Annotated in this window: 20 protein-coding genes and 1 other RNA gene; 16 read left to right on the plus strand and 5 right to left on the minus strand. The window is 40.3% G+C overall.

Annotated elements, in window-relative coordinates; genetic code table 11:
- Window positions 1-260 precede the first annotated feature (260 nt).
- Together D9K81_RS05940 and D9K81_RS05945 are read left to right on the plus strand one after the other, a co-directional pair.
- Window positions 261-1,487: a YncE family protein gene (locus D9K81_RS05940; protein ID WP_120374381.1), complete on the plus strand. Its 1,227-nt coding sequence runs from the start codon at window positions 261-263 to the stop codon at window positions 1,485-1,487.
- A gap of 97 nt (window positions 1,488-1,584) precedes the next feature.
- The gene (locus D9K81_RS05945) at window positions 1,585-2,052 is read left to right on the plus strand and encodes a hypothetical protein (RefSeq protein ID WP_120374382.1); all 468 of its coding nucleotides are present in this window, start codon (window positions 1,585-1,587) and stop codon (window positions 2,050-2,052) included.
- A gap of 157 nt (window positions 2,053-2,209) precedes the next feature.
- Here the strand turns inward: D9K81_RS05945 and D9K81_RS05950 are convergent, their stop codons facing one another.
- Window positions 2,210-4,408 carry an OsmC domain/YcaO domain-containing protein gene (locus D9K81_RS05950; protein ID WP_120374383.1) on the minus strand — a complete coding sequence of 733 codons (2,199 nt, stop codon included), beginning with the start codon at window positions 4,406-4,408 and terminating at the stop codon, window positions 2,210-2,212.
- Window positions 4,409-4,672: 264 nt separating this feature from the next.
- Here D9K81_RS05950 and D9K81_RS05955 point away from each other — a divergent pair, with 264 nt between their 5' ends.
- The 5 genes from D9K81_RS05955 (at window position 4,673) to D9K81_RS05975 (ending at window position 10,394) form a co-directional block, all read left to right on the plus strand.
- The gene (locus tag D9K81_RS05955; RefSeq protein WP_171406887.1) at window positions 4,673-5,332 is read left to right on the plus strand and encodes a TetR/AcrR family transcriptional regulator; all 660 of its coding nucleotides are present in this window, start codon (window positions 4,673-4,675) and stop codon (window positions 5,330-5,332) included.
- A gap of 48 nt (window positions 5,333-5,380) precedes the next feature.
- Entirely contained in the window at window positions 5,381-6,058 is a 678-nt protein-coding gene (locus D9K81_RS05960; RefSeq protein ID WP_120374385.1) for a hypothetical protein, read from the plus strand.
- 264 nt (window positions 6,059-6,322) lie between these two features.
- Window positions 6,323-8,587 carry a TonB-dependent hemoglobin/transferrin/lactoferrin family receptor gene (locus D9K81_RS05965; protein ID WP_121523155.1) on the plus strand — a complete coding sequence of 755 codons (2,265 nt, stop codon included), beginning with the start codon at window positions 6,323-6,325 and terminating at the stop codon, window positions 8,585-8,587.
- Between the two features lie 62 nt (window positions 8,588-8,649).
- The gene (locus tag D9K81_RS05970) at window positions 8,650-9,459 is read left to right on the plus strand and encodes a hypothetical protein (RefSeq protein ID WP_120374387.1); all 810 of its coding nucleotides are present in this window, start codon (window positions 8,650-8,652) and stop codon (window positions 9,457-9,459) included.
- 122 nt (window positions 9,460-9,581) lie between these two features.
- A complete protein-coding gene (locus tag D9K81_RS05975; protein ID WP_120374388.1) occupies window positions 9,582-10,394 on the plus strand; it encodes a DUF4198 domain-containing protein in 813 nt (270 codons plus the stop codon).
- A gap of 211 nt (window positions 10,395-10,605) precedes the next feature.
- On the opposite strand, the gene ssrS is transcribed toward D9K81_RS05975, so the two are convergent.
- From ssrS to D9K81_RS05990, 3 genes are all read right to left on the minus strand, one after another.
- A non-coding RNA gene (gene ssrS, locus D9K81_RS05980) (6S RNA) lies at window positions 10,606-10,789 on the minus strand.
- A gap of 99 nt (window positions 10,790-10,888) precedes the next feature.
- The gene (locus tag D9K81_RS05985; RefSeq protein ID WP_106986130.1) at window positions 10,889-11,176 is read right to left on the minus strand and encodes a cell division protein ZapA; all 288 of its coding nucleotides are present in this window, start codon (window positions 11,174-11,176) and stop codon (window positions 10,889-10,891) included.
- A 2-nt stretch (window positions 11,177-11,178) separates the two neighbouring features.
- Window positions 11,179-11,730 (minus strand): hypothetical protein, encoded by a 552-nt coding sequence (locus tag D9K81_RS05990; protein ID WP_120374389.1) that lies wholly within the window; start codon window positions 11,728-11,730, stop codon window positions 11,179-11,181.
- Between the two features lie 64 nt (window positions 11,731-11,794).
- Here D9K81_RS05990 and D9K81_RS05995 point away from each other — a divergent pair, with 64 nt between their 5' ends.
- The 5 genes from D9K81_RS05995 to D9K81_RS06015 all read left to right on the plus strand — a co-directional run bounded on the left by D9K81_RS05995 (window position 11,795) and on the right by D9K81_RS06015 (window position 17,093).
- Entirely contained in the window at window positions 11,795-12,424 is a 630-nt protein-coding gene (locus D9K81_RS05995) for a UPF0149 family protein (RefSeq protein WP_120374390.1), read from the plus strand.
- Window positions 12,425-12,475: 51 nt separating this feature from the next.
- Complete coding sequence (gene pepP, locus D9K81_RS06000) at window positions 12,476-13,801, plus strand: Xaa-Pro aminopeptidase (RefSeq protein ID WP_120374391.1); 1,326 nt, start codon at window positions 12,476-12,478, stop codon at window positions 13,799-13,801.
- A gap of 421 nt (window positions 13,802-14,222) precedes the next feature.
- Window positions 14,223-15,431: a 2-octaprenyl-6-methoxyphenyl hydroxylase gene (gene ubiH / locus D9K81_RS06005; protein ID WP_120374392.1), complete on the plus strand. Its 1,209-nt coding sequence runs from the start codon at window positions 14,223-14,225 to the stop codon at window positions 15,429-15,431.
- Window positions 15,428-16,669: an FAD-dependent monooxygenase gene (locus D9K81_RS06010; RefSeq protein ID WP_120374393.1), complete on the plus strand. Its 1,242-nt coding sequence runs from the start codon at window positions 15,428-15,430 to the stop codon at window positions 16,667-16,669. Before ubiH ends, D9K81_RS06010 begins: the two co-directional genes overlap by 4 nt.
- Before the next feature lie 172 nt (window positions 16,670-16,841).
- Entirely contained in the window at window positions 16,842-17,093 is a 252-nt protein-coding gene (locus tag D9K81_RS06015) for a hypothetical protein (RefSeq protein ID WP_117007963.1), read from the plus strand.
- 679 nt (window positions 17,094-17,772) lie between these two features.
- Here the strand turns inward: D9K81_RS06015 and rsmI are convergent.
- Complete coding sequence (gene rsmI, locus D9K81_RS06025) at window positions 17,773-18,615, minus strand: 16S rRNA (cytidine(1402)-2'-O)-methyltransferase (protein WP_120374395.1); 843 nt, start codon at window positions 18,613-18,615, stop codon at window positions 17,773-17,775.
- A gap of 10 nt (window positions 18,616-18,625) precedes the next feature.
- On the opposite strand from rsmI, the gene D9K81_RS06030 reads away from it, so the two are divergent.
- From D9K81_RS06030 to D9K81_RS06045, 4 genes are all read left to right on the plus strand, one after another.
- Window positions 18,626-19,576 (plus strand): penicillin-binding protein activator, encoded by a 951-nt coding sequence (locus D9K81_RS06030; RefSeq protein ID WP_120374396.1) that lies wholly within the window; start codon window positions 18,626-18,628, stop codon window positions 19,574-19,576.
- A 41-nt stretch (window positions 19,577-19,617) separates the two neighbouring features.
- Complete coding sequence (locus tag D9K81_RS06035; RefSeq protein WP_120374397.1) at window positions 19,618-20,037, plus strand: YraN family protein; 420 nt, start codon at window positions 19,618-19,620, stop codon at window positions 20,035-20,037.
- 65 nt (window positions 20,038-20,102) lie between these two features.
- Window positions 20,103-20,792, plus strand: coding sequence for a BON domain-containing protein (locus D9K81_RS06040; protein ID WP_120374398.1), 690 nt, complete (start codon window positions 20,103-20,105; stop codon window positions 20,790-20,792).
- A complete protein-coding gene (locus D9K81_RS06045) occupies window positions 20,782-21,678 on the plus strand; it encodes an alpha/beta hydrolase (RefSeq protein WP_120374399.1) in 897 nt (298 codons plus the stop codon). Before D9K81_RS06040 ends, D9K81_RS06045 begins: the two co-directional genes overlap by 11 nt.
- Window positions 21,679-21,698: the final 20 nt, after the last annotated feature.

Here is a 21,698-nt window from a genome sequence, read left to right on the forward strand (position 1 = left end):
AAAGAACAAATAATGGTGCCTACGGGTAGTCTAATCCTTTTACTAAATACCTGCATAGCCTTTGTATGGCTAAATAGAGCATTTCTAATTTATAGCAAGATTTTACAGTTTGTCGGATTGCCTGAATTTGGTCGGATATGCTTATTTTTTATTGAACTACATTTGTATATTAATTTCTCTTGATCTGGTCATGGATATGCAAAGCTAGCAAGGTGTGTTCCAAAATAAAACAAAAATATGGAAATATAGGAATGATAAAAATGACAAAGCGTGTGCCATTATTCAAATACGGTTTAGGGACAGTATTCGCATTGGCAAGTTGCTGTGGCATGAGCCATGCAACGCCGGCCAATAGTCAGCAAGTTTTTTTTGTAGGTAATAACTGGGATGGTACGGTTACGGTAATTCGACCATCAGGGGACTTTGGTAAAATTGGCGTGATTAATATGGTGCCAGATCGTAAAGAGCGCCTTAAAGAAATTTATTTAAATCCCATTAAGCTGGTCGCGTATAGCTACATTCGCAATACCGCTGGTGAGGGCAATGACCAATTGGTAGACGATATGTATTCCACACCAGATGGTAAATCTGTGGTGGCATCACGTCCAAGTTATGCTGATGTTGTATCAATTGATATTGCCAGCGGAAAAATTAATTGGAGAACTTCTGTAGAGGGTTTCCGAGCAGATCACATGGCGGTTTCACCTGATGGGCTACGTGTGGCGGTGTCTGCCTCTTCTGGAAATGTAGTACAGGTTTTAGATATTCAAACTGGTCAGGAATTAGGCCGTTTTGATACTGGCGATAAACCACATGAAAATATCTATTTTGCGGGTGGCAGTAAAATTATTAATTCAGCAATTGGGAATGTTGAAACGCCAATGGACGCCAGCTGGCAAGACTTTACCAAAGGTAAACGTTATCTAACGATTGCAGATGCCAATAACTATAAAATTTTGAAAAAAATAGATTTTAGACCTGCACTGGATGCATTTGGACGCAAAGATTTATCCAACGCTGTGAGGCCTATGGTTTTAAGTAAAGATGAGTCAAAAATTTATGCGCAAGTGTCATTTTTTAATGGCCTGATTGAATATGACTTAAACCAAGACAAAATCACACGTATTGGCCAATTACCGGGTAGCTCCACGATTCCATCTGACCGTACTAAATGGGTAAATGATTCACGCCATCATGGTTTATCCATGAGTGCGGAAGGTGAGAAACTTTGTGTTGCAGGCACAATGGATGATTATGCAACTATTGTTGATCGTAAAACTTTAACAGCAACAAAGTTGATTCCAGCGGGTAAACCTTATTGGGCAACTCGTAGCCCCAATGGAAAAAGTTGTGTGATTTCTGAGAGTGCTAATGATGTGGTCACGGTGATTGATTTTGAGACAGGCGAGAAAGTGCTGAGCGTACCTGTTGGTAACCATCCGCAACGTGTGCGTATTGGCTATGCACCGTCGGGATGGAGAAACTAAGGTGATGGACTGCATAAAGCGAGTACATTCCAATTGCTTTATGCAGAAAGTTTTAGGCTCTTTTGAGCAGATGGCAATATAAGAAAAAGGAGTGCTGATGCGCCATTTATTACCCTATACCAGTTTAGCTATCGTGCTGGTGTTGAGCTTTTTGGGGCTAAGCAAATTGTTTCAGCCAGCAGAGGCCATGCAAACACAGCAAAATAAAAATGTAGCTGTGCCAAACTCAGTGCAAGCTCCTGTAGCACAATCACAATCGAAGACTGAACAACAAATCAGTTTAGTTGGCTCTCAATCACCAGAGCAGGTGAGTGCAGAACTCATACAGCAACGTGATGAACTGTATCAAACCTTTGGGCAACTAAGTTATCGTCTCAGTCATGGGCAACAGGTTGATGCGCGTGAAGTCGATCAATTACTTAAAACTCAAGAAAATTTGGTGCGCAAGGGAGCATTAAGTACTGATGATGCGATTCAGTATAGTCAGTTCTTAAAAAAGATCATGCCTGAAATGGAGCGTAGTTTGGATCGATATATTCAACAGCTTGAACAATTAAAATCATGATCTAAGTTATAGGTTTAGTTATCAGGTAGGGACTGTAGAGCTAGGCCTTGATATATAACGTAACCATATAAAAAAACTTCCCGTAGGAAGTTTTTTATCTTTGGTGAATGGGGGAGGTTGAATCTGATTTAATACCCATCATCCTCTGCTTTAGGTATTAAAGACCAGCGATTTTGGCACGCGCAGCATGCAGCTTTTTATAGCTTTCAATCAGGCGTAAATGACGGTCTAGACCTTCAAGTTGCATACTAGTTTCAGTTAAGCCATAGAAGCGAACATCACCTTCAACCGTACCCATGACTGCATCCATACGTTCATCACCAAACATGCGACGGAAGTTGTATGTATAGTCTTCGAGTTCCATTTCATCATCAAGCATCACTTCAAGTACCACGTTCATGCATTGATAGAAAAGACCACGTTCAACGGTATTGGTGTTGAATTGAAGGAATTGACCTACCAAATCATGCGCTTCTTCAAATTGCTCTAAGGCAAGGTAGATGAGAATTTTCAGCTCTAAAATAGTCAATTGGCCCCAAACGGTATTGTCATCAAATTCAATACCAATTAAGGTTTTAATTTCAGTGTAATCATCTTCATCCGCTTCTTCTAGACGCTCAACTAAAGCTTCCAGTTGTTCGTCATCTAAACGATGCAAATTTAAAATATCTTCACGGTAGAGTAGTGCTTTATTGGTATTGTCCCATACGAGGTCTTCAACCAAATAAATTTCAGAATAATCAGGCACTAAAATACGGCAAGCTGTTGCACCTAGGTGTTCATACACTGCCATATAAACCTCTTTGCCCATATTTTCCAAAATACCAAACAAAGCATCTGCAGATTCTTGGTTGGCATGTTCACCTTCACCTGCAAAATCCCATTCTACAAATTCGTAGTCAGATTTTGCACTAAAGAAGCGCCAAGACACCACACCACTTGAGTCAATAAAGTGTTCAACAAAGTTATTGGGTTCAGTGACGGCATTTGAGCTAAAGGTCGGTTTTGGTAGATCATTTAAACCTTCAAAACTACGGCCTTGTAATAGCTCAGTTAGGCTACGCTCAATGGCTACTTCCATTTTTGGATGTGCACCAAAAGAAGCAAATACACCGCCTGTACGTGGGTTCATTAAAGTGACACACATGACAGGGAATTCACCGCCTAATGAGGCATCTTTAACCAGTACAGGGAAACCTTGTTCTTCCAGACCTTGAATGCCCGCGACAATACTTGGGTACTTAGCCAAAACCTCAGCAGGTACATCAGGCAAAGTCAATTCACCTTCTAAAATCTCACGCTTAACCGCACGCTCAAAAATTTCAGATAGGCACTGTACTTGTGCTTCCGCTAAGGTATTCCCCGCACTCATACCGTTTGAAAGATATAAATTTTCAATCAAATTTGATGGGAAATATACGGTTTCTTTATCCGATTGGCGTACAAAAGGAAGTGAGCAGATGCCACGTGCTGTATTGCCAGAGTTAGTGTCGTAAAGATGTGTACCTAATAACTCTTCATCTGGATTGTAAATCTCGAGCGTGTATTCATCTAGAATTTCGCTAGGTAATTCACCATTTGGACCTGGTTGGAACCATTGTTCTTCTGGGTAATGCACAAAAGGTGCATTGGCAATTTCTTCACCCCAGAATTGGTCGTTATAGAAGAAGTTACAGTTCAGACGCTCAATAAACTCACCCAGCGCAGAAGCCAAAGCACTTTCTTTGGTTGCGCCTTTACCATTGGTAAAGCACATAGGAGATTGCGCATCACGAATGTGTAATGACCATACATTGGGCACAATATTACGCCAAGATGCGATCTCAATTTTCATGCCTAAGTCAGCCAAAATACCCGACATTTTGGCAATGGTTTCTTCTAAAGGACGGTCTTTACCAAGAATATAAGTATTGTTTTCAGCAGTCAGGCTTGGAATGAGTAAGGCTTGAGCATCAGCATCAATACTTTCAACTTCTTCAATAATAAATTCTGGGCCTGTTTGAATGACCTTTTTAACTGTACAGCGGTCGATTGAGCGTAAAATACCTTGACGATCTTTTTCAGAAATATCTGCAGGTAATTCAACCTGAATTTTGAAAATTTGCTTGTAGCGGTTTTCAGGGTCAACAATATTATTTTGAGAAAGACGGATATTGTCAGTCGGGATATCGCGAGCCAAACAGTAAACTTTCACAAAATAAGCGGCGCAAAGTGCAGAAGATGCTAAAAAATAATCAAAAGGGCCTGGTGCCGAACCATCACCTTTATAGCGGATTGGCTGATCGGCAATCACCGTGAAGTCATCGAACTTAGCTTCTTGTCGAAGGTTGTCGAGATAATTAACTTTGATTTCCATGTAGGCACCTAAATTCTTAGTTGTCGTCACGGACAAATAAGCAGTAAAAATGAATTAAGCCGAAGGCTAAGATCAACATTGACTTAAAAAATATGAGCGGAAGCTGAGGTGAAAACTTAATTGTTTTGCAAGTTACAGTCCTGAATGCCACATATTATAAAGGGAATTTGCAGGGATGATAACTACGAGCTGGGTTTTGCTACGCTTTTCTGAAAATAACTTCAATTAGGCTGTACTTGTCATCTTGACTAAAAAGGCATATATTTGGATGAACAAGTGTTCAATGAGTTTATTGTGGTGGCAAAATCTGTGATTTCACGTGCCGAACAAGCGGAAGAAACCAAAAAGAAATTACTAGAATCGGCTTTAGTACTGTTCTCAGAACAAGGCTATAGCAAGAGCTCAATCCGTGGCTTAGCACGAATGGCAGGGCTTTCTGACGGCATTTTGTATCATCATTTTCCAAAGGGTAAGCAGGAAATTCTGGCCGTGTTATTGACACAAGGGGTACAGCAGGCCATGGCACACCTAAATAGTATGAATCAGAATTTGTCACAAGCACCGTTAAACGTAGTGCTGGATGCTTTATGTGAAATGTGTGTACAGCTATTTTCACAGCATCGTGCATTACTGAAAATTATTTTACGTGAAAGTGAAAGTATGCAGTTGTCAGAAATTCATGTGATTAGCCAATTATTTGAAGGCCGTCAACAATGGTTGGCGGCACTGCTTGAGCAACGTTCTCAGCAAGGGCAAATCAGGCAAATGGATTTTATGTTAGCAGCACAGCAATTTATGGCAATGAATATTCAATATGGAATGACGGGCTTACTCAACTTAAATATTGGTTGTGATATTGCCGATGCGGAACAACGACAACGTATGATTGACCATACGCTGAAGCTCTGGCAAGTCGCTATTTAATTTTTTTAACTTTTAATTGAACGATTGTTCAGTAAATTGGAGCTAATCATGTATTTTGGACATTTTGCAGTAGGTATGGCGCTTAAGGCTAAATATCGTGATGTGCCGTTGTTGCCCATCATTTTAGGTGCAGGTTTTTTAGATATAATTAATGGCACATTGGTTGCCATAGGCATTGAAAAAGTCACGCCTAATCTACAAGCATTGCCATACTTATATTTTGATCTAACCTTTATCGATTGGGATCATTCTTTGCTTATGGCGATAGTATGGTCGCTCTTATGGGGTGCTTTTTTCTATAAAGATCTGCGCATTGCAACTGTGGCCGCGTTGTCATGCTTTTTGCATTTTGTTGCCGATATTCCAATGCATAATGCGGATTTAGCACTTTATCCTTATGCGCAGCAGTATTTAGGTTGGGGTTTATGGGGCAAATGGGGAATTTGGTCTTGGGTGTTTGAAATCGGCTTTGCTGCGATATTATTAGGCTATGCATACAAAAAACATGTTGCGGTAGGGGAAAATATCACTTGGCAACTTTGTTTTATTGCAGTATTGGCGCTTCAAATGTCACCTTGGACTTCTCCAATGAAGCATGTTGCGATGTTGCCAGAACCGTATGCCTCAATCGCACATGGCATATTGGTTGCAGTCGGTTTTATTGTTCCAACCATGATTTTAGCTTGGCTATATAAACGTAGTGCTCGTATACAAGCACAATACTAGATCGAGCATATTTGTACTAAAAAAGCGTTGAAGTGCTTATTAAAACTCCCTTCAGGGAGTTTTTTTATATTTTAAAAATCATTGGCTTAATTTTTATTATAACTAAAGTACAAAGTAAAATATTGTAAACAATAAGATAAATGATTATGATTCGCATTTAAATAATGTGCATTTCTATGAATTGAGCTCAGAAGGGAAAGCTGTGCTCAATTTTTTTATAAATTTAGTAAATGATTATCATTTATTATTCTTGGGATAAATAAAATGGGTGTAAGTCAGAACAACTTGTTTGCACAGGCCAGTGGATTAATTCATGTCAAACAATTTAAACAGTGCCATTTGGCAATATGTTTGGCGACTTTATTGGGGGCTGGCCTGAGTGCCACCACGTATGCAAATGCAAAAAATGAAGTAGCACTTAATGTTCATGCATCTTTCCCTGCAATTACAGTGTATGCAGAACGCCAAAATGACCAAGCAGAATCTATTGCAACCATCAGTCGTGATAACTTAGACAAGACTGGCGTGTCGGATATGGCCGACGTAGTGAAGTATTTACCTTTAGTGAATGCGCCATTTTCTGTTTATGGTGGTGGTACCTATATAGACAGTGCTGGTACCAGTAGTTATAACATCCGTGGTGTAGATGCGAACCGTATTGGTTTGGATATTGATGGAGTTGATTTAGCTGAGGCTTCAATTAGTCCTTATATGCCACCAGCCAGCATGAGTACCCGTGGAACTGGGCGTGATTATGTTGAGCCAGAAATGCTCAACGCTGTAGATATTGTTTCGGGTACGACCAATGCATCAACCGATGGGATTGGTGGTCGTGTTTCATTTAAAAATAAATCGCCTCATGATTATCTCACAGCTGATAAATCATTATATGGTGCGTACAAAGCGGGCTATAGCTCTGCAGATCAAGCATGGCTAAACGCCGTAACAGGTGCTGTAGGTAACGATACCGTCAAAGCTTTAGTGGCGTATGCACATCGAGATGGTCATGAAACAGATGGCAACTCCAAAACCAAAGCATTTAAAACAGATTGGAATTTGGATGCAGTACTAGCAAACCTCAGCTGGAATGTGAATGAACAGCACCAGCTGAATCTTGTATTTGACCGTTATCAGAAAAAAGCTGACACCTTGGGCATGGATGGATCTGCATTTATTGCATTTAAAACAGATACCGCCACACAGAATCAAGAAATTGAGCGTAATACAGTTTCATTAGAAGATATTTACACACCAGCAGAATTTGCTTTATTTGACCGTTTAACCAGTAAAGCATGGTTGCAGGAAAGTCGCAGTGATACACGTACGATTTACGATACAGGGAGTTATATCCGCGATTTCTTTAATGGTTATACACAAAAAACAGCAGGCTTAAAGCTGGATGCGCAAAAAGAGCTCAATCAGCAAAAACTCAAATATGGTTTAGCATTTGATCGTAAAGAGTATTCAAGCGACCGTCATGAAGTACGTAGTAATGGTAAAACACCGCCATTTACGGGCACATATTTGGCAGATGCGGAAACGAGTCGCTATGCAGCCTATGTTTCGGATCAATTTAATTTTGAGCCGAATGGAAAAGCCCTCAGTATTACCCCGTCTTTACGTGTAGAACATCAGCAATACAAACCAGATGATGCTGAATCAAAAGTAAAAGCCAAAGATTTTACCTATTTTGCACCAGGGCTTTCGATTGCCTATCAAATGACACCAGAAAACTTTAGCTACTTTAAGTATTCACGTGGTGCGCGCGTGCCTTCTGCCATGGAAATGGGTGGCTCTTATGAAACCTCGAATGGCGCAAGCTATTTGGTCATGGGCAATTCAGATTTGAAAAAAGAAACCAGTGATGCATTTGAGCTTGGACTGAAAAATACAGCATTCAAAGGTCTAAAATTTGATATCACGGCATTTTATACAGCCTATAACGACTTTATTGATTACTTTGACCATGGCAGTAGTGTGGATGGCTATTGGAGTCTTTACCGTGCAGAGAATATTGCAGATGCCAAAATTTGGGGAGCTGAACTTTCGGCGCACTTAGATTTAGGCCAATTTGTTCCACATTCAGATGGATTTAGTTTGGCACTGGTTGCAGGAAAGTCACGCGGTACAGCAAAAAATAAAGAAGGCCAAAAAACTGGGATGAACTCCGTACAACCTGAAAAAGGTAGTTTAACTTTTGCTTATGATGATCCGAATAAAGCTTTTGGTTTAGGTTTAACAGCAACGGCAGTCGGGGCTAAAACCGCAGCTAGAGATGCAAGTACGTTCCAAACTGCGACTACGCCAAATTATAAAAAAGTTGCAGGTTATAGCGTGTTTGATTTAGCGGGTTATTGGAATGTCAACAAATCGACCAAGCTGAATTTGGCGGTCAATAACATATTTGACAAGACCTATTGGAACTATGCCTCTGTAGGCACATTAGATGCAGACAGCAAGGCTTCAATTATTGATCGAGCTGCAGAGCCAGGTCGCAACATCGTGGCAAGTGTTGAATTTAAATACTAATTCAACGCTCAACTTTAAGTCACTATTTTATTGAAACATTATGTATTAGAGGAATTTTTTAAATGAAACATTTAGCGCTTATCGCCACTGGATTGGGTATGCTCGTAACCGCATGGGGAACACAGGCAGTAGCTGCACCACAAGCAGATGTGTATCAGCAGAGCTATGCACTGTATATGTTGTATCATCCTGAGACTAAAGATCAGAGTAGTGTTGCGCTGAAAAAACAATTCAGTGCAGATTTTGTTGATTTATTTGCAACACATAAAAAGGTTGATGTAGCGCAGTTTACGGCATTTGAGCAACAGCGCTTGACGGAACTAATGAAACAACGCCGTGAAATGTCACTCAAACAAAGCCATGTGCGCTTTGGTATTTTGGATAGCAATAAAGACCAGAAAATGACCTTAAAAGAGTTTCAAGCTTCGGGCATGAAAACTTTTGATGAAATGGACAAAAATAAAGATGGTCTGATCAGTGCAGAAGATGTGAAATTGGCTGCAGGTAATGGCGCATCAACTCATGATGGTTTCCGAGTGAGACTGCCAATTGCAATGCCAATGGCAAATAATCAGCAAGAATTTATTCAAAAATATGGCCAAGGCAAAGCATACGCCACTTTGGGTGATTATCTAACCGAGCGTGATAAGCAGTTCATGGCAACAGATACTAACGCAGACTTAGTGGTTTCTGAACAAGAGTATGTGGATGAATTTATGCAACGTTTTGACCGTAATAGCATTGATGGTCAAGAAAAAATGAAGGAATTGAGCAAACTACAATTCCAAGCGATTGCGCAAGGGAAGTCACACATTCAGGCCAAAGATATTGCCCAATTTGCCAATAAATTAGACAAAGCAATTAGCCAGTAAGGCAGATCATTCTGCTGTTTGAGCGAGCCCAAACGATTGATTGGGTCGCTTCAAGCAGTGAGCGCAATAATTTTTATGTGTCATGTATGAGAGCCACATGACAACAATAAACTGGAAATACCATGAACAAAACCCTGCTAACAGCACTCATAATGGGACTGTTTTCTACGTTGGCGAATGCACATGCACCTTATACAGCACCAGTTAGCTTTAATGTCACTGGTGGCCATAGTGCAGTGCTTGCGGGCTTTGCCGATGCACCATTCGATTCAGAAGTGGCCATTCGTGGCTTTGAATTTAAGGTGATTACGCCAAGTGGTGCAACAAAATCACTCAATTTAACCAATACTCAAACTGTCAGTGTAGGCGATATAGAAACTACTGAGGCAGGTACTTATCAAATTTTAGGACAGCGTGAAGCAGCTATTAAATATGCAAAAGTAGGGCAACGTTGGTTACGGATACTGGATACAAAAGGCGCTGCTTTAGCTCCAGCGCAAAAAAATCATTTTATTGCAGAATCTGAATTGACCAACAAAATGCAACAAATGTCGGTGATGCGTTTTGACGAAGTGCGCAGTTATTTTTCTAAGCAAAATGATTCAGATCTGATGCCCGTGGCTGAAGAAAATGTGAATTTAAAATATTCAGTTCATCCGCGTAAGCTTCGTCAATCTGTACCATTGACCTTAACAGTAACGGTGAATAAGCAACCTGCACAACACTTTAAAGCCGTGCTAGAAAAGCAAAAAGCTTCGGCAGATGAGCAAGAGCTGAAGATTGAGACGACTGCGAATGCACGGGGTGAATTACAGCTTCAATTTCCAGTTGCTGGCAATTATATTTTAACGTTGACTTCACCAGAGTTAGATGCGAAGCAGAAACCTGAAGCAAATACATATCGTACGATTGTGAGTTTAAACGTTCAGCCTTAGTTGGATGTTGTATACGAGATCGTTAATGATATGGGCATCATACGAAACATTCGTGTGGTGCTTTGATGCGTGAACAAATGCAGAAATCAGAATTTTAACAAATAGGCTTAAAAGAATTAAATTGCTCAGCAAAGCTGAATAGAAAATAAAATAGAGTGAGAAAATAATAAAAGTTAAGTGAGATTTATTTTAATTATTTAAGTGAAAAATAAGTAGCTCCGAAGATGCCGCTGCATGTCGTTACCCTGAACCCGAAGAAGTTCAAGGTGGACGCGACGCATACTTGCTGGGTTTCCTACACGAAGATAGGCATACACTCTAAATATGCAGAACACAATCCGGAGATTTAAGTATCGGCAGGGATATAGACGCGCTGGCGAACACCTCAGAGTTATGCCAAGTATAGCGAATAACGAGGCTTTGGCAAATCTTTTGGCCTGCATAACTGTAAAGCAATGTTTAATTGGCTAGGCTTTAGGCAAAAAAAATCTTGCTTATTCAGCAAGATCTTCCACTTCTTCAAGGATTGCTTGGAGTAAACGTTCACAATGTTCATACTCTTGTAAACTTTTATTCATACTCAGCACTTCTTGCATTAACTCCAGTGCCACCATAATGATGAGCTTGCTAGGTTCCATACGAGGTGCTTTACGACGAAACTCATCATATTTGTCATTGAGGAGTTGAGCGGCCCGTTCAAGTTCAGGTTGTTTTTCTTGCGTTGTAGCTAAACGAAAGTTATGCCCTAAAACTTTTAAATCTACTGGAATTGCTTCGCTCATGCTTAAACTTCCTCATTAACATCGGCAGGGTGGGCCAACTGTTGAATTTCTTGCGCATGATGATCTTGTGCTGTACCCAACACAGATAAACGCTGAATAATCGCTTCAACTTTTGCTTTGGCGTGCTCATTTTTTTGTAATAAGCGTTCGCGTTCTTTTTCTAGGTTTTGAACTTCTTGTTGCGCGTGGCGTTGCTCATTTTGAATTTTTTCTTTGACGATGCGTAACTCATTACGCTCTGACAAAATTTCTTGAAAGCGATTTTTTAAATCCGTGCAACTTTTTTCTAAACGGCTATAACGATCAGCTAAGGCCGAAGCATCAGTATTCAGTTTCTGAAATTGGCTACGTGATTCAGCGAGTTGCTCCGTCAGTTCGTCAATTTCTTCTTGTTTCTTGGTAATGATGCTATTTTTTTGCACAATTTGACTATGATGCTGTTCATTCGCTGAGTTCTTATCTTCAGCTAAAGCATCATTTTCAGATTCATAATGCGCGAGGCGTGTTTTTAAAACACCTATATGCGCTTGCAGACGCTGTAATTCTTCTAACATATCGTGGTCGCACAGTATGGCAAACAAAGGTAATATATAAGAAGTATAGAGATTGGATAAACGAATGCAAGACGATATTTCAGGTTGGTCGGAATGGGACCAAAATTTTAAGGCAATTGAAGAGATTTCAAGCCCAAGTGAGTTACATGGCCTGCTTACAGGTATAGTTTGTGTGTCTCAAGCACCTACGCGTGATGAGTGGGAACAAATTTTATCAACACTTGAAGTGCTTGAAGTTCACCCTGAAGCACTCGCAATACTGACAGACGAATCAGAAGACATTGCAAACGCGTTGTCTGATGACGAATTAGACTATTTACCGCTTCTTCCAGATGACACACATACCTTGGCTGAGCGTGTACAAGCTTTGGCAGATTGGTGTGCAGGTGTGGTGCTGGGTTTTGGTTTGGCAGCAGGTCACTTACGTGCTGAAGAACATGAGCTGATTGAGCATTTGCAAGATGTCGCTGCTGTAGAATTTGATGAGTCTGATGACGACGAAGAAGGCGAAGAAAGCTATCAAGAATTATACGAATTTGTGCGTTTAATTCCTGTAAGTTTATCGATGGGCCGTAAGAAAGTAGAAGTGTCTGAAACACCTTTATTACAACTTCACCTTGGTAAATCAAATAGCAAAGCAGATGCTGATAGTACTAATGTTGTAGAAATGTTTACACCACATCGTCCGAGTTAATCGGGCGTTGTGTTTCCAAATTTCATTTTCAATTCGAGCTTTTAAAAACCAATGAAAAAACTGACTCAAGAAGACTTTCAAGAACGTCGTGATCATCTCGCAGCTGAAATGGGTTTACGTAGTATTGCTATTATTTCGACGCGTGCAGAAATGCTCCGCAACCGAGATGCTGACTATAAGTATCGTAGCGATAGCAGTTTTTTCTATTTGACGGGTTTTGCAGAGCCTGAAGCGGTTGCTGTGATTGAAACTTTTGATTCGGAAGAAGACGGCTACAGCTATAGTTTATTTTGCCGTGAACGTGACCGCGAAATGGAAATTTGGAATGGCTACCGCGCTGGTATAGACGGTGCGGTAGACGACTATGAAGCAGATGAAGCATTTGCGATTGATTTGCTCGATGAAGAAATTCTAACCAAGCTTCAAGATAAAGATAAATTATTTTATCGCATTGGGCAAAATGCAGAATTTGATGCGCGTGTTACACAGTGGTTGGCCAAAGCAGGTGGTGAAAGCCGTCGTGGTCATGCAACACCAGGTCAAGTTATTCAGCTTGATCGTATAGTCGATGAAATGCGTTTGAAAAAATCGGCAGATGAAATTGAGCTTATGCAAATTGCTTCGAATATTTCAGCGCAAGCGCATACGCGTGCGATGCAAACGGTTAAACCAGGCATGATGGAATATGCGCTAGAAGCTGAACTGAATTATGTTTTTGGTCAAAATGGCTGTGTGCCGTCGTATAACAGTATTGTGGGTGGTGGTGAAAATGGCTGTATTTTGCACTATGTAGAAAATGATAAAGAATTAAAAGATGGTGATTTGGTGCTGATTGATGCAGCCTGTGAATATCAGCTGTATGCTTCAGATATTACCCGCACCTTCCCGGTAAATGGTAAGTTTAGCCCAGAGCAAAAGGCACTGTATAACATTGTACTTGATTCACAAATTGCAGCGATTGATGCTGTACGTATTGGAAACTCATATAAAGAACCGCATAACGTTGCAGTCCGCATTTTAGTTCAAGGCTTGCTGGATTTGGGTATTATGCAAGGTGATCTTGACCAAATTATTGAAACAGAAAGCTATCGTCAGTTTTATATGCATGGTACAGGCCACTGGCTTGGTATGGATGTGCATGATGTAGGCTCATATAAACTAGATGGTGAATGGCGTACTTATGAAGCGGGTATGGTTGTAACTGTTGAGCCGGGCTTGTACATTGCGCCAGATGATGAAACGGTCGATGCAAAATGGCGTGGTATTGGTATTCGTATTGAAGATGATGTAGTGGCGATGCCAAATGGCCCATATGTTTTAACGGCTGCGGTGGTAAAATCTGTAGATGATATTGAAGCCTTAATGGCAAAAGTTTAAGTTGTCTCGCAATTGAATAAAAGCCGGTCAGATGATCGGCTTTTATTTTTATAATAGCCTTTAAATAAGATCAGACTTGAGTGAAATGTAGCTTGGATTGGTTGTTTAATTTTGCTCTATGGTCAGCCTTGTTTATAAATTCCTTCTTCTTTTAGCAGAAGTCTACAGAGAGGTAATTTTAGTTTAAAGCAAGATCATCCTGTTTTGATTTATGCAAAACTGATACTAATGACCAATTTCTAGTCATAATTTTTACTGCTGAAAGTGATGTGGTTTGTATCTATTCAGTGCAAATGCTTGCAACAAATTTGTATTTCATTATAAAAAATCATGCCCTTGATGTAATATAAAATCCATTACAGATTATATGTATTTCGAGTGAATTTCCTAAATTCGGATACTTGATAAAAAGGAAGCAAGCATGCAACAAGAAGTCATCATTGTCGGTGGTGGGATGGTTGGTTTAAGTTTGGCGCTCATGTTAGCCAAAGCCAAAATTGGCGTAAAACTTTTAGAAGCCATCAAATACCCAAATTATGATGATGTAAACCTTGCGCCGTACCATTCAAGTTTTGATGCGCGAAACAGCGCTCTGTCACGTCGTAGTGTACAAATTTATCAAGAATTGGGTTTATGGGACGCATTACAAGAACATGCTGTACCTATTTTAGAAGTGAATATTACTGAGCAAGGTAGCTTTGGTAAGGCACGTTTATTGGCCGATCAAGAAAAAGTCGAAAGTTTTGGTCAGGTGATTGAAAATGCATGGCTCGGTCGTGTACTACTTACAGAAGTAAAAAAACAACCGTTAATTGAACTCATTGATGGCGTGCAAGTTTCATCACTCACACAAGATGCAGACTTCGCATATATTGAAGCAAAGCGTGGTGAATATACCCATAAACTCCAATCAAAAATTGTGATTGCAGCGGATGGTCGTGACTCATTTTGCCGTAAAGCATTAGGGATTGGTGCTTCTGAGCATGATTATGACCAAGTGGCCATTGTAACTACGGTGCAAACCTCTAAACCACATGGTCACGTAGGCTTTGAACGCTTTAGTCCACTTGGCCCGCTGGCATTATTACCTTTGCCAGGTGAATTCCGTCGCTCTGTGGTATGGCCTGTACCTAAAGGCACAGAACATGAATGGATTGGCGAAGATAAAGACCAGCATTTCCTAGATGCTTTGCAAAAAACTTATGGCGATCGAGCAGGAAAATTCCAAAAAACAGGCAAACGTTTTAGCTTCCCATTGTCTCAAGTGCTTGCAGAAAAACAAGCGGTGGGTCGTGTGGTATTAATGGGCAATGCGGCGCATACCATTCACCCTGTGGCTGGTCAGGGTTTTAACCTCTGTATGCGAGATGCGCATGTTTTGGTACGTTATTTAACGGAACAAGTTCAAAAGCAAGCAGATTTAGGCGAAGCAGCTATGCTACAAGACTATGAAAAGTCGCGTTTAAAAGATCAGCAACGTGTGATTAAGTTTTGTGATTCTGTGGTGCGTGGCTTTAGTAACCAAAATCCAATGCTGAAATTAATTCGTAATACTGGCCTAATGTGTTTTGAAAATATTCCGGGTATGAAGCAACTGGTTGCCAATTATGCGATGGGGCTAAAATCATGAGTAGCTCAAATACTGTTCTTGATGCTGTGATTGTGGGTGGTGGTTTAGTCGGTGGCCTCACTGCACTGCTTTTGGCGCAAGGTGGTGTACAAGCTACAGTACTTGATGCTGCACCGATATTAGATGCAGACAAAACTTTAGCTGTAACCAATCCACGTGTATTGGCACTCAGCCAAGCCACAATTCACTTGTTAAAAACTGTAGGCGTGTGGGAAAAACTGGCCCGCCAGCAACCGTATACTGGCATGCAAGTGTGGAATAAAAATGGCTATGGTGAAATTAACTTTGGTACAGCTTCACGCAGTACGCCAAGTGTAGAAAATGCTTTAGGTTCAATGGTTGAACCGAGTATTTTAAATTTGGCCATTCAGCAAAAAATGCTAGAAGCAGTGCAAGATTATCGTACTCAAGTTAAAGTACAGCGCATCGAACGCGGTGTAGGTGTTTGGTTGATCCATTTGGCAGATGGAACAATGTTGCAGACCAAATTGTTAATTGGCGCTGATGGCGCAAACTCCTTTGTACGTGAGCAAGCCTTTATTGGTTTAGATGTCTTGGACTATCAACAAGCAGGTCTAAGCTGCGGTATTCGTACAGCACAAAAAAATCAACACATTGCCCGTCAAATTTTCTTAGAAACTGGGCCATTGGCATTTTTACCTATGACCAGCTTAAAACCTGAAGAAAATGGTCATTGGCAATCGATTGTATGGACTTTGCCAGATGACTATGTAGGAGAATATGCCAAACTTTCTGATGCTGAATTTACGGCATTATTAACCCGTGAAAGTCATCACATGCTTGGGGAAGTATTAGAGGCAACGCCTCGCGCAACCTTCCCACTTAAAGCTCGTGCTGCACAGCAATATGTACAAGATGGCTTGGCACTGATTGGTGATGCTGCACACGTGATTCATCCTTTGGCAGGGCAAGGCGTGAATATTGGCTGTTTAGATGCAGCAATATTATGTGATGTGCTGTTACATGACAAAGCGCGTGGTGTATGGGCGCATGAACAAAGCTTAAAGCGTTATGAGCACCGCCGTAAAGGCCAAAATGATGCCATGATGCACAGCATGTCTGCTATAGGTTGGTTGGAAACAACGCAACTTTTCCCTGTAGTATGGGCGCGTAATTTTGGCTTAGAGCAAGTTGAAAAACGCCCCATGTTAAAAGATGCTTTTATGGCTCAAGCCAATGGTTTAGGCCTTTTAAAACAAACGCGTTATTCAGCTTAGCTCAGATGTGATATTTTTTAAGCAATCGTTCATACAAGATTACGATTTTGGTTAAAAAAAATACAATTTTTAGAGATTAGCCTCTAGGCGAAAAGCTCAGAGATTGCTAAATTCCTTCTAAATTGAGATTTAAATTTTTTAAACATACAAGTCATTGGTGGGGAGATTTAAGATGACGGATATGAATGATTATGATGATGCAGAAGATTCTGCAGTTGATGATGATGAAGCCAAAGCTGCTGAAAAAGGCGCATCTGATAGTGAAGATAGCGCATCAGACACAGATGTTGCTGAAGCTGAAACACTGACTGTAACAGCAAAGCAAAAGCAACGTGATGCTTTAGAAGATGAAGTTGCTGCTTTCTTAGCGCGTGGTGGTCGTATTACTGAAGTACCGCCAGACGAATCTGCGTCACGCGATTAAGTGCCTAAAAGCCCATTAAAAACACTGCATTATGCGGTGTTTTTTTTGTCATCATCTTATTTATTATTGTTTTAAGATTGGGCTAATTTGAGTATTTATGCCAAAGTGCAAAAATAGGATACAACACAAAATGTGCCAGTAAAACGAACATACAATTGATAATAAAAGCTATCCAATAGGGCGGTGCATGCATAGCACCCATACACGCAATAAAGCTTTGAAAGATAAGAATAACACTTAAAAAAAGATAAGCCGTGTAGCGATGATGTACCGAAAAATGGGTAAATTGGACCACATTGCCAATCAGAAAATAAATTGAATATAGTGCACAGACCATAAGAACTGCATCAGGCGCAGGGTCGACCAAATCCTCAAATCGGTAGTGTCGATACGGTCGTGTTCCATAAAAACCAATATGTAATAAACCTAAAATCCAAAATAGATTGAATATACAAAGAAGGTATACGCTTTTTATCATGACTCTCATGCGTAAAATGATGCTCAGATTTTATCGTCAGATAGCGTAAAACAATATGCAGTGATGAGGCAGTGGAGAGAATGAAAAAGTTTGGCCACATCTGCATCAAAACGAGAGTGCATCTAACATTAAAAAAGCGTATTGCTTTGTAGGCGATACGCTTTCATGCACTGATTGGGTCAGTATCATCCATAGAGGTTTTTAATCTTCTTGTTGGGTGAGTTCCAAAGCGCGTTGATAGGCAATTTTTTTCTTGATGCCAGTGAGGTCTGCTGCCAATTGAGAAGCCGCTTTCACAGAGAGGTCTTGGAGTAAGCGTGTTAAAAGCTGATCTAGCTTTTCTTGTTCCAAATCTTTTTCCTCAGTTGCACCGCCAATCACCAGTACAATCTCACCTTTTTGTTGGTGGTGATCAGATTCAACAAAATTAACCAACTCACCCAAAGTCATTTTTTTAATGGTTTCAAATGTTTTGGTAATTTCGCGTGCAAAACCGACTGGGCGATCTGCACCAAAGACTTCAGCCATATCTTTTACGCAGTCTAAAATACGGTGTGGCGCTTCATAAATAATCATGGTTTGCGTTTCGTCTTTGAGCTTGTTTAAAGCATTTAGACGTTGTGACTGTTTTGAGGGTAAAAATCCTTCAAAACTAAAGCGGTCACTGGGTAGGCCTACAGCACTGAGCGCCGCAATGGCTGCACATGCACCCGGTACAGGAATCACTTGGATGCCTTGTTCTTGCGCGGCACGAACCAGTTTAAAACCGGGGTCACTAATTAATGGTGTACCTGCATCACTAATCAGTGCCATATTTTCACCATTTAACAAACGCTGAATGAGCTGTTCAATTTTATTGCTTTCATTGTGCTCATGACATGCGGTCAAAGGTGTTGGAATATTAAAGTGTTTGAGCAATTGTGCAGAAGTTCGTGTATCCTCAGCGGCAATAATATGAACAGACTTCAAAACGTTAATTGCACGATAACTAATATCATCTAAGTGCCCGATTGGAGTCGCAACAACAAATAACTGAGCACTCATAGGTTTCTCCATGTGGAATATAAGAGCAAATAATAAAAATAAAATACTTGTGGCCACCATTTTGGTGGGGGCAGTATCTTATGCCCAAGCAGAGGTTTTGGTTATTTTACCTGAATCTGGCCCTATGGCGCGAGCCGCAAACAGCATTAAGCAAGGTTTCATGAGTGCTTATCAGGCATCAGGCTCAAAAGTACCTGTAAAATTTGTTAATTCGGATCAGGCAAATATGCCTGCGCTGTTGAAAAAAAATGTGAATTCAAAAACACAAATGATTGTTGGGCCTCTAGCAAGAGCAGATGTGGATGCACTTATAAAGGTTAAACCCAAATTAAAAGTCTTGAGCTTAAATGAAGGAACTTTACAGGCAAATAATGTACTGCAATTTAGTCTTGCAAAAAAAGATGATGCGAGCGCATTAGCGCGCGTGATTAAGCAAGATCAAATAGACGATATTTTGGTACTACGTCAGCCGGGTACAGAAGCCGAAAATGAACTGTTTTTAATGGCACTGATGAGCAAAACAGAATTGCCTATTCATGTGCTTGAGCAACAGCCTACAAAATTAAAAAAAGGCCAAGCTTTGCTGTTACTTGGCAATAATGAATGGTTACTCAGTTTAAAGTCATTACCGAAAAAAAATATTTACACCCTATCTAATGCTTTAGAACAACATAAACCTTTGCCACTAGGAATACAGTTTTGTGATGCACCTGCATTGTTTGAAGCCGATTGGGAAGATATGAAGCATGCATACGCACAACAGCCTGTAGGTTTGCCATACCAGCGTTTATTGGCTTTTGGTGGAGATGCATGGCAAATCACTACGCTGTATTTAAAAACGCCTAAAATGAAAACTGCCAATTTTGAAGGACGAACTGGACAACTGAGTCTAAACGGCAACCAAATTCAGCGTACTCCACATTGTTATGCCTATCAGGCAAAAGGGCTAAAGCAAGTTTAATAATTTTGTACTGATGGAATGAGCATGAGCTGAGCATAGACATGATACAGGCACGAAAATTAGGCCAATGGGCAGAAGAGGAAGCACTCAAAATAACATTGGCAGCGGGCTATGTTTTGGTACATGCAAACTACCATAGCCGTTATGGTGAAATAGATTTAATCGTGCAAAAAGACCAAGATTTGGTTTTTATAGAAGTTAAAGCGCGCTCACAAACACGTTATGCACAGGCAAGTGAAACAGTATCACGTAGCAAACAGCGCAAACTCATGCAAACGGCCTTAATCTTTTTACAGCAATCACCACAATACAACGCATGTTATTGCCGTTTTGACGTCATTTGTTTTGATTTTTATCAACACTTTGCAAAATCCATACAGTATGACTTTTCAAAATGCCCTTATGATCAGCAATGGATAGAAAATGCTTTTACTTTTGAGCAAGAGTTTATTACTCTTTGAACAAAATACCCTGTGTAAATGCATAGATAGAATACGATCAAAAAATAGTTGAGGAGTCTTGCTGAGTGCTTAAACGTATTGCAATGACAATGTTGTGTGTAGCAAGTTTATCTGGCTGTGCAAGTTTTATTTCTGGTGGTACAGGTACAGCTCCTGTAGGCACAGAAACTGGTGCACGTTCTTTGGGTCAAGTTTTTATTGACTCATCTATTGTGCGCACTGCAAAAATTAATTTATATAAACTCGACACACGCTTCAAACAGTCGCGTGTCAATATTGAAAGTTTTCATGGCAATGTTTTGCTCACGGGCCAAGTACCAGACCAAGCTTTAAAGCAATTGGCTGAAGATAACGTCAGAGCCATGAGTGATGTAAAAACAATTCATAATTATATTACTGTAGGCAATCAGATTAGCTACGGTACGATTATGCAAGATACAGCCGTCACTGCAAATACACGTGCTTTATTAATGAAAGCACCCGTGGTTGCTGAAAGTAAAGTACATGTGCATACCGAAGATGCAGTGCTGTACGTGATGGGACGTCTAAATACAGCTGAAGTGAACGATCTGAATCAAGTCCTGCAACAAGTAGGTAATGTCACCAAAATTGTGACTTTAATTGATAATATTGACCAAGTTTCTTCGAGCACACCTGCGGTAGCATCAAGTTTTGCACCTACGGTAAATGCCGTACCTGACACGCAAACACCTGTTGCCATAGACCCTGATGCAGTAGAACCTAATGCCCCTTAAACAACTTCAGTTTCATTTACAACGTCTGAAAAGCCAACTTGATCAAAAGGCAACGTTGGCCAAAACTTTGTATAAAGAGTTTCGTGTTTATGACTTAGGTAGCTTTGCACTGAACCGAATGACGCCTAAATTGGGTTATTCAGTTCAGCGTAATATTGCGTACGGTTTAAAAGCACGTCACCGATTAGATTTGTACAAAGCACAGCAATTGCGAGATACGCAGCCTTTATTGGTGTTCGTACATGGCGGGGCTTGGAGGCATGGTGATAAAAAAGAATATCATTTTGTAGGTGAAGCTTTTGCCAAAGAAGGTTTTAATGTCGCAGTCATTAATTACCATTTGGCACCTGAGCATATATTTCCAAGTTCAATTGATGATTTAACCTTGGCATTGAATTTTTTAAATCAATCCAATCAGAAGTTGAAAATTGCAGTTGAAAATATTGTGTTAATGGGGCATTCAGCTGGCGCATTTAATGTCATGTCTGCGCTGTATCATCCAACGCCTTATAATTTGCAAAATCGTCAGGCTATTCGGGCAATTATCGGCTTGGCTGGCCCTTATCATTTTGATTATAAGGGTGACCCGCTGTGTGCAGATGCTTTTGATCAAGACGTACCATATCAACAAGTGATGCCATATTATTTTATTGAACAAAATCACGTGAAGCATTATTTATTTACGGCCGACAACGACAATGTAGTTGGCCTAAGTAACAGTACAGATTTGAACGAAAAGCTTTTGGCTTTGGGTAATCACAGCCAGTTAATACAAGTGCCTCGTGTAGGGCATATCACGATGATTGGCTCAGTTTCTAGCTTGTTTAGTCGATTCTTTAGTACAAAACGTCAAATTTTGCAGGCTTTGGACGATGTTTTTAAATAAACATATCGCTATGAGCATGT

The organism is Acinetobacter chengduensis, from assembly GCF_003664645.1.
GTDB classification, from domain to species: domain Bacteria; phylum Pseudomonadota; class Gammaproteobacteria; order Pseudomonadales; family Moraxellaceae; genus Acinetobacter; species Acinetobacter chengduensis.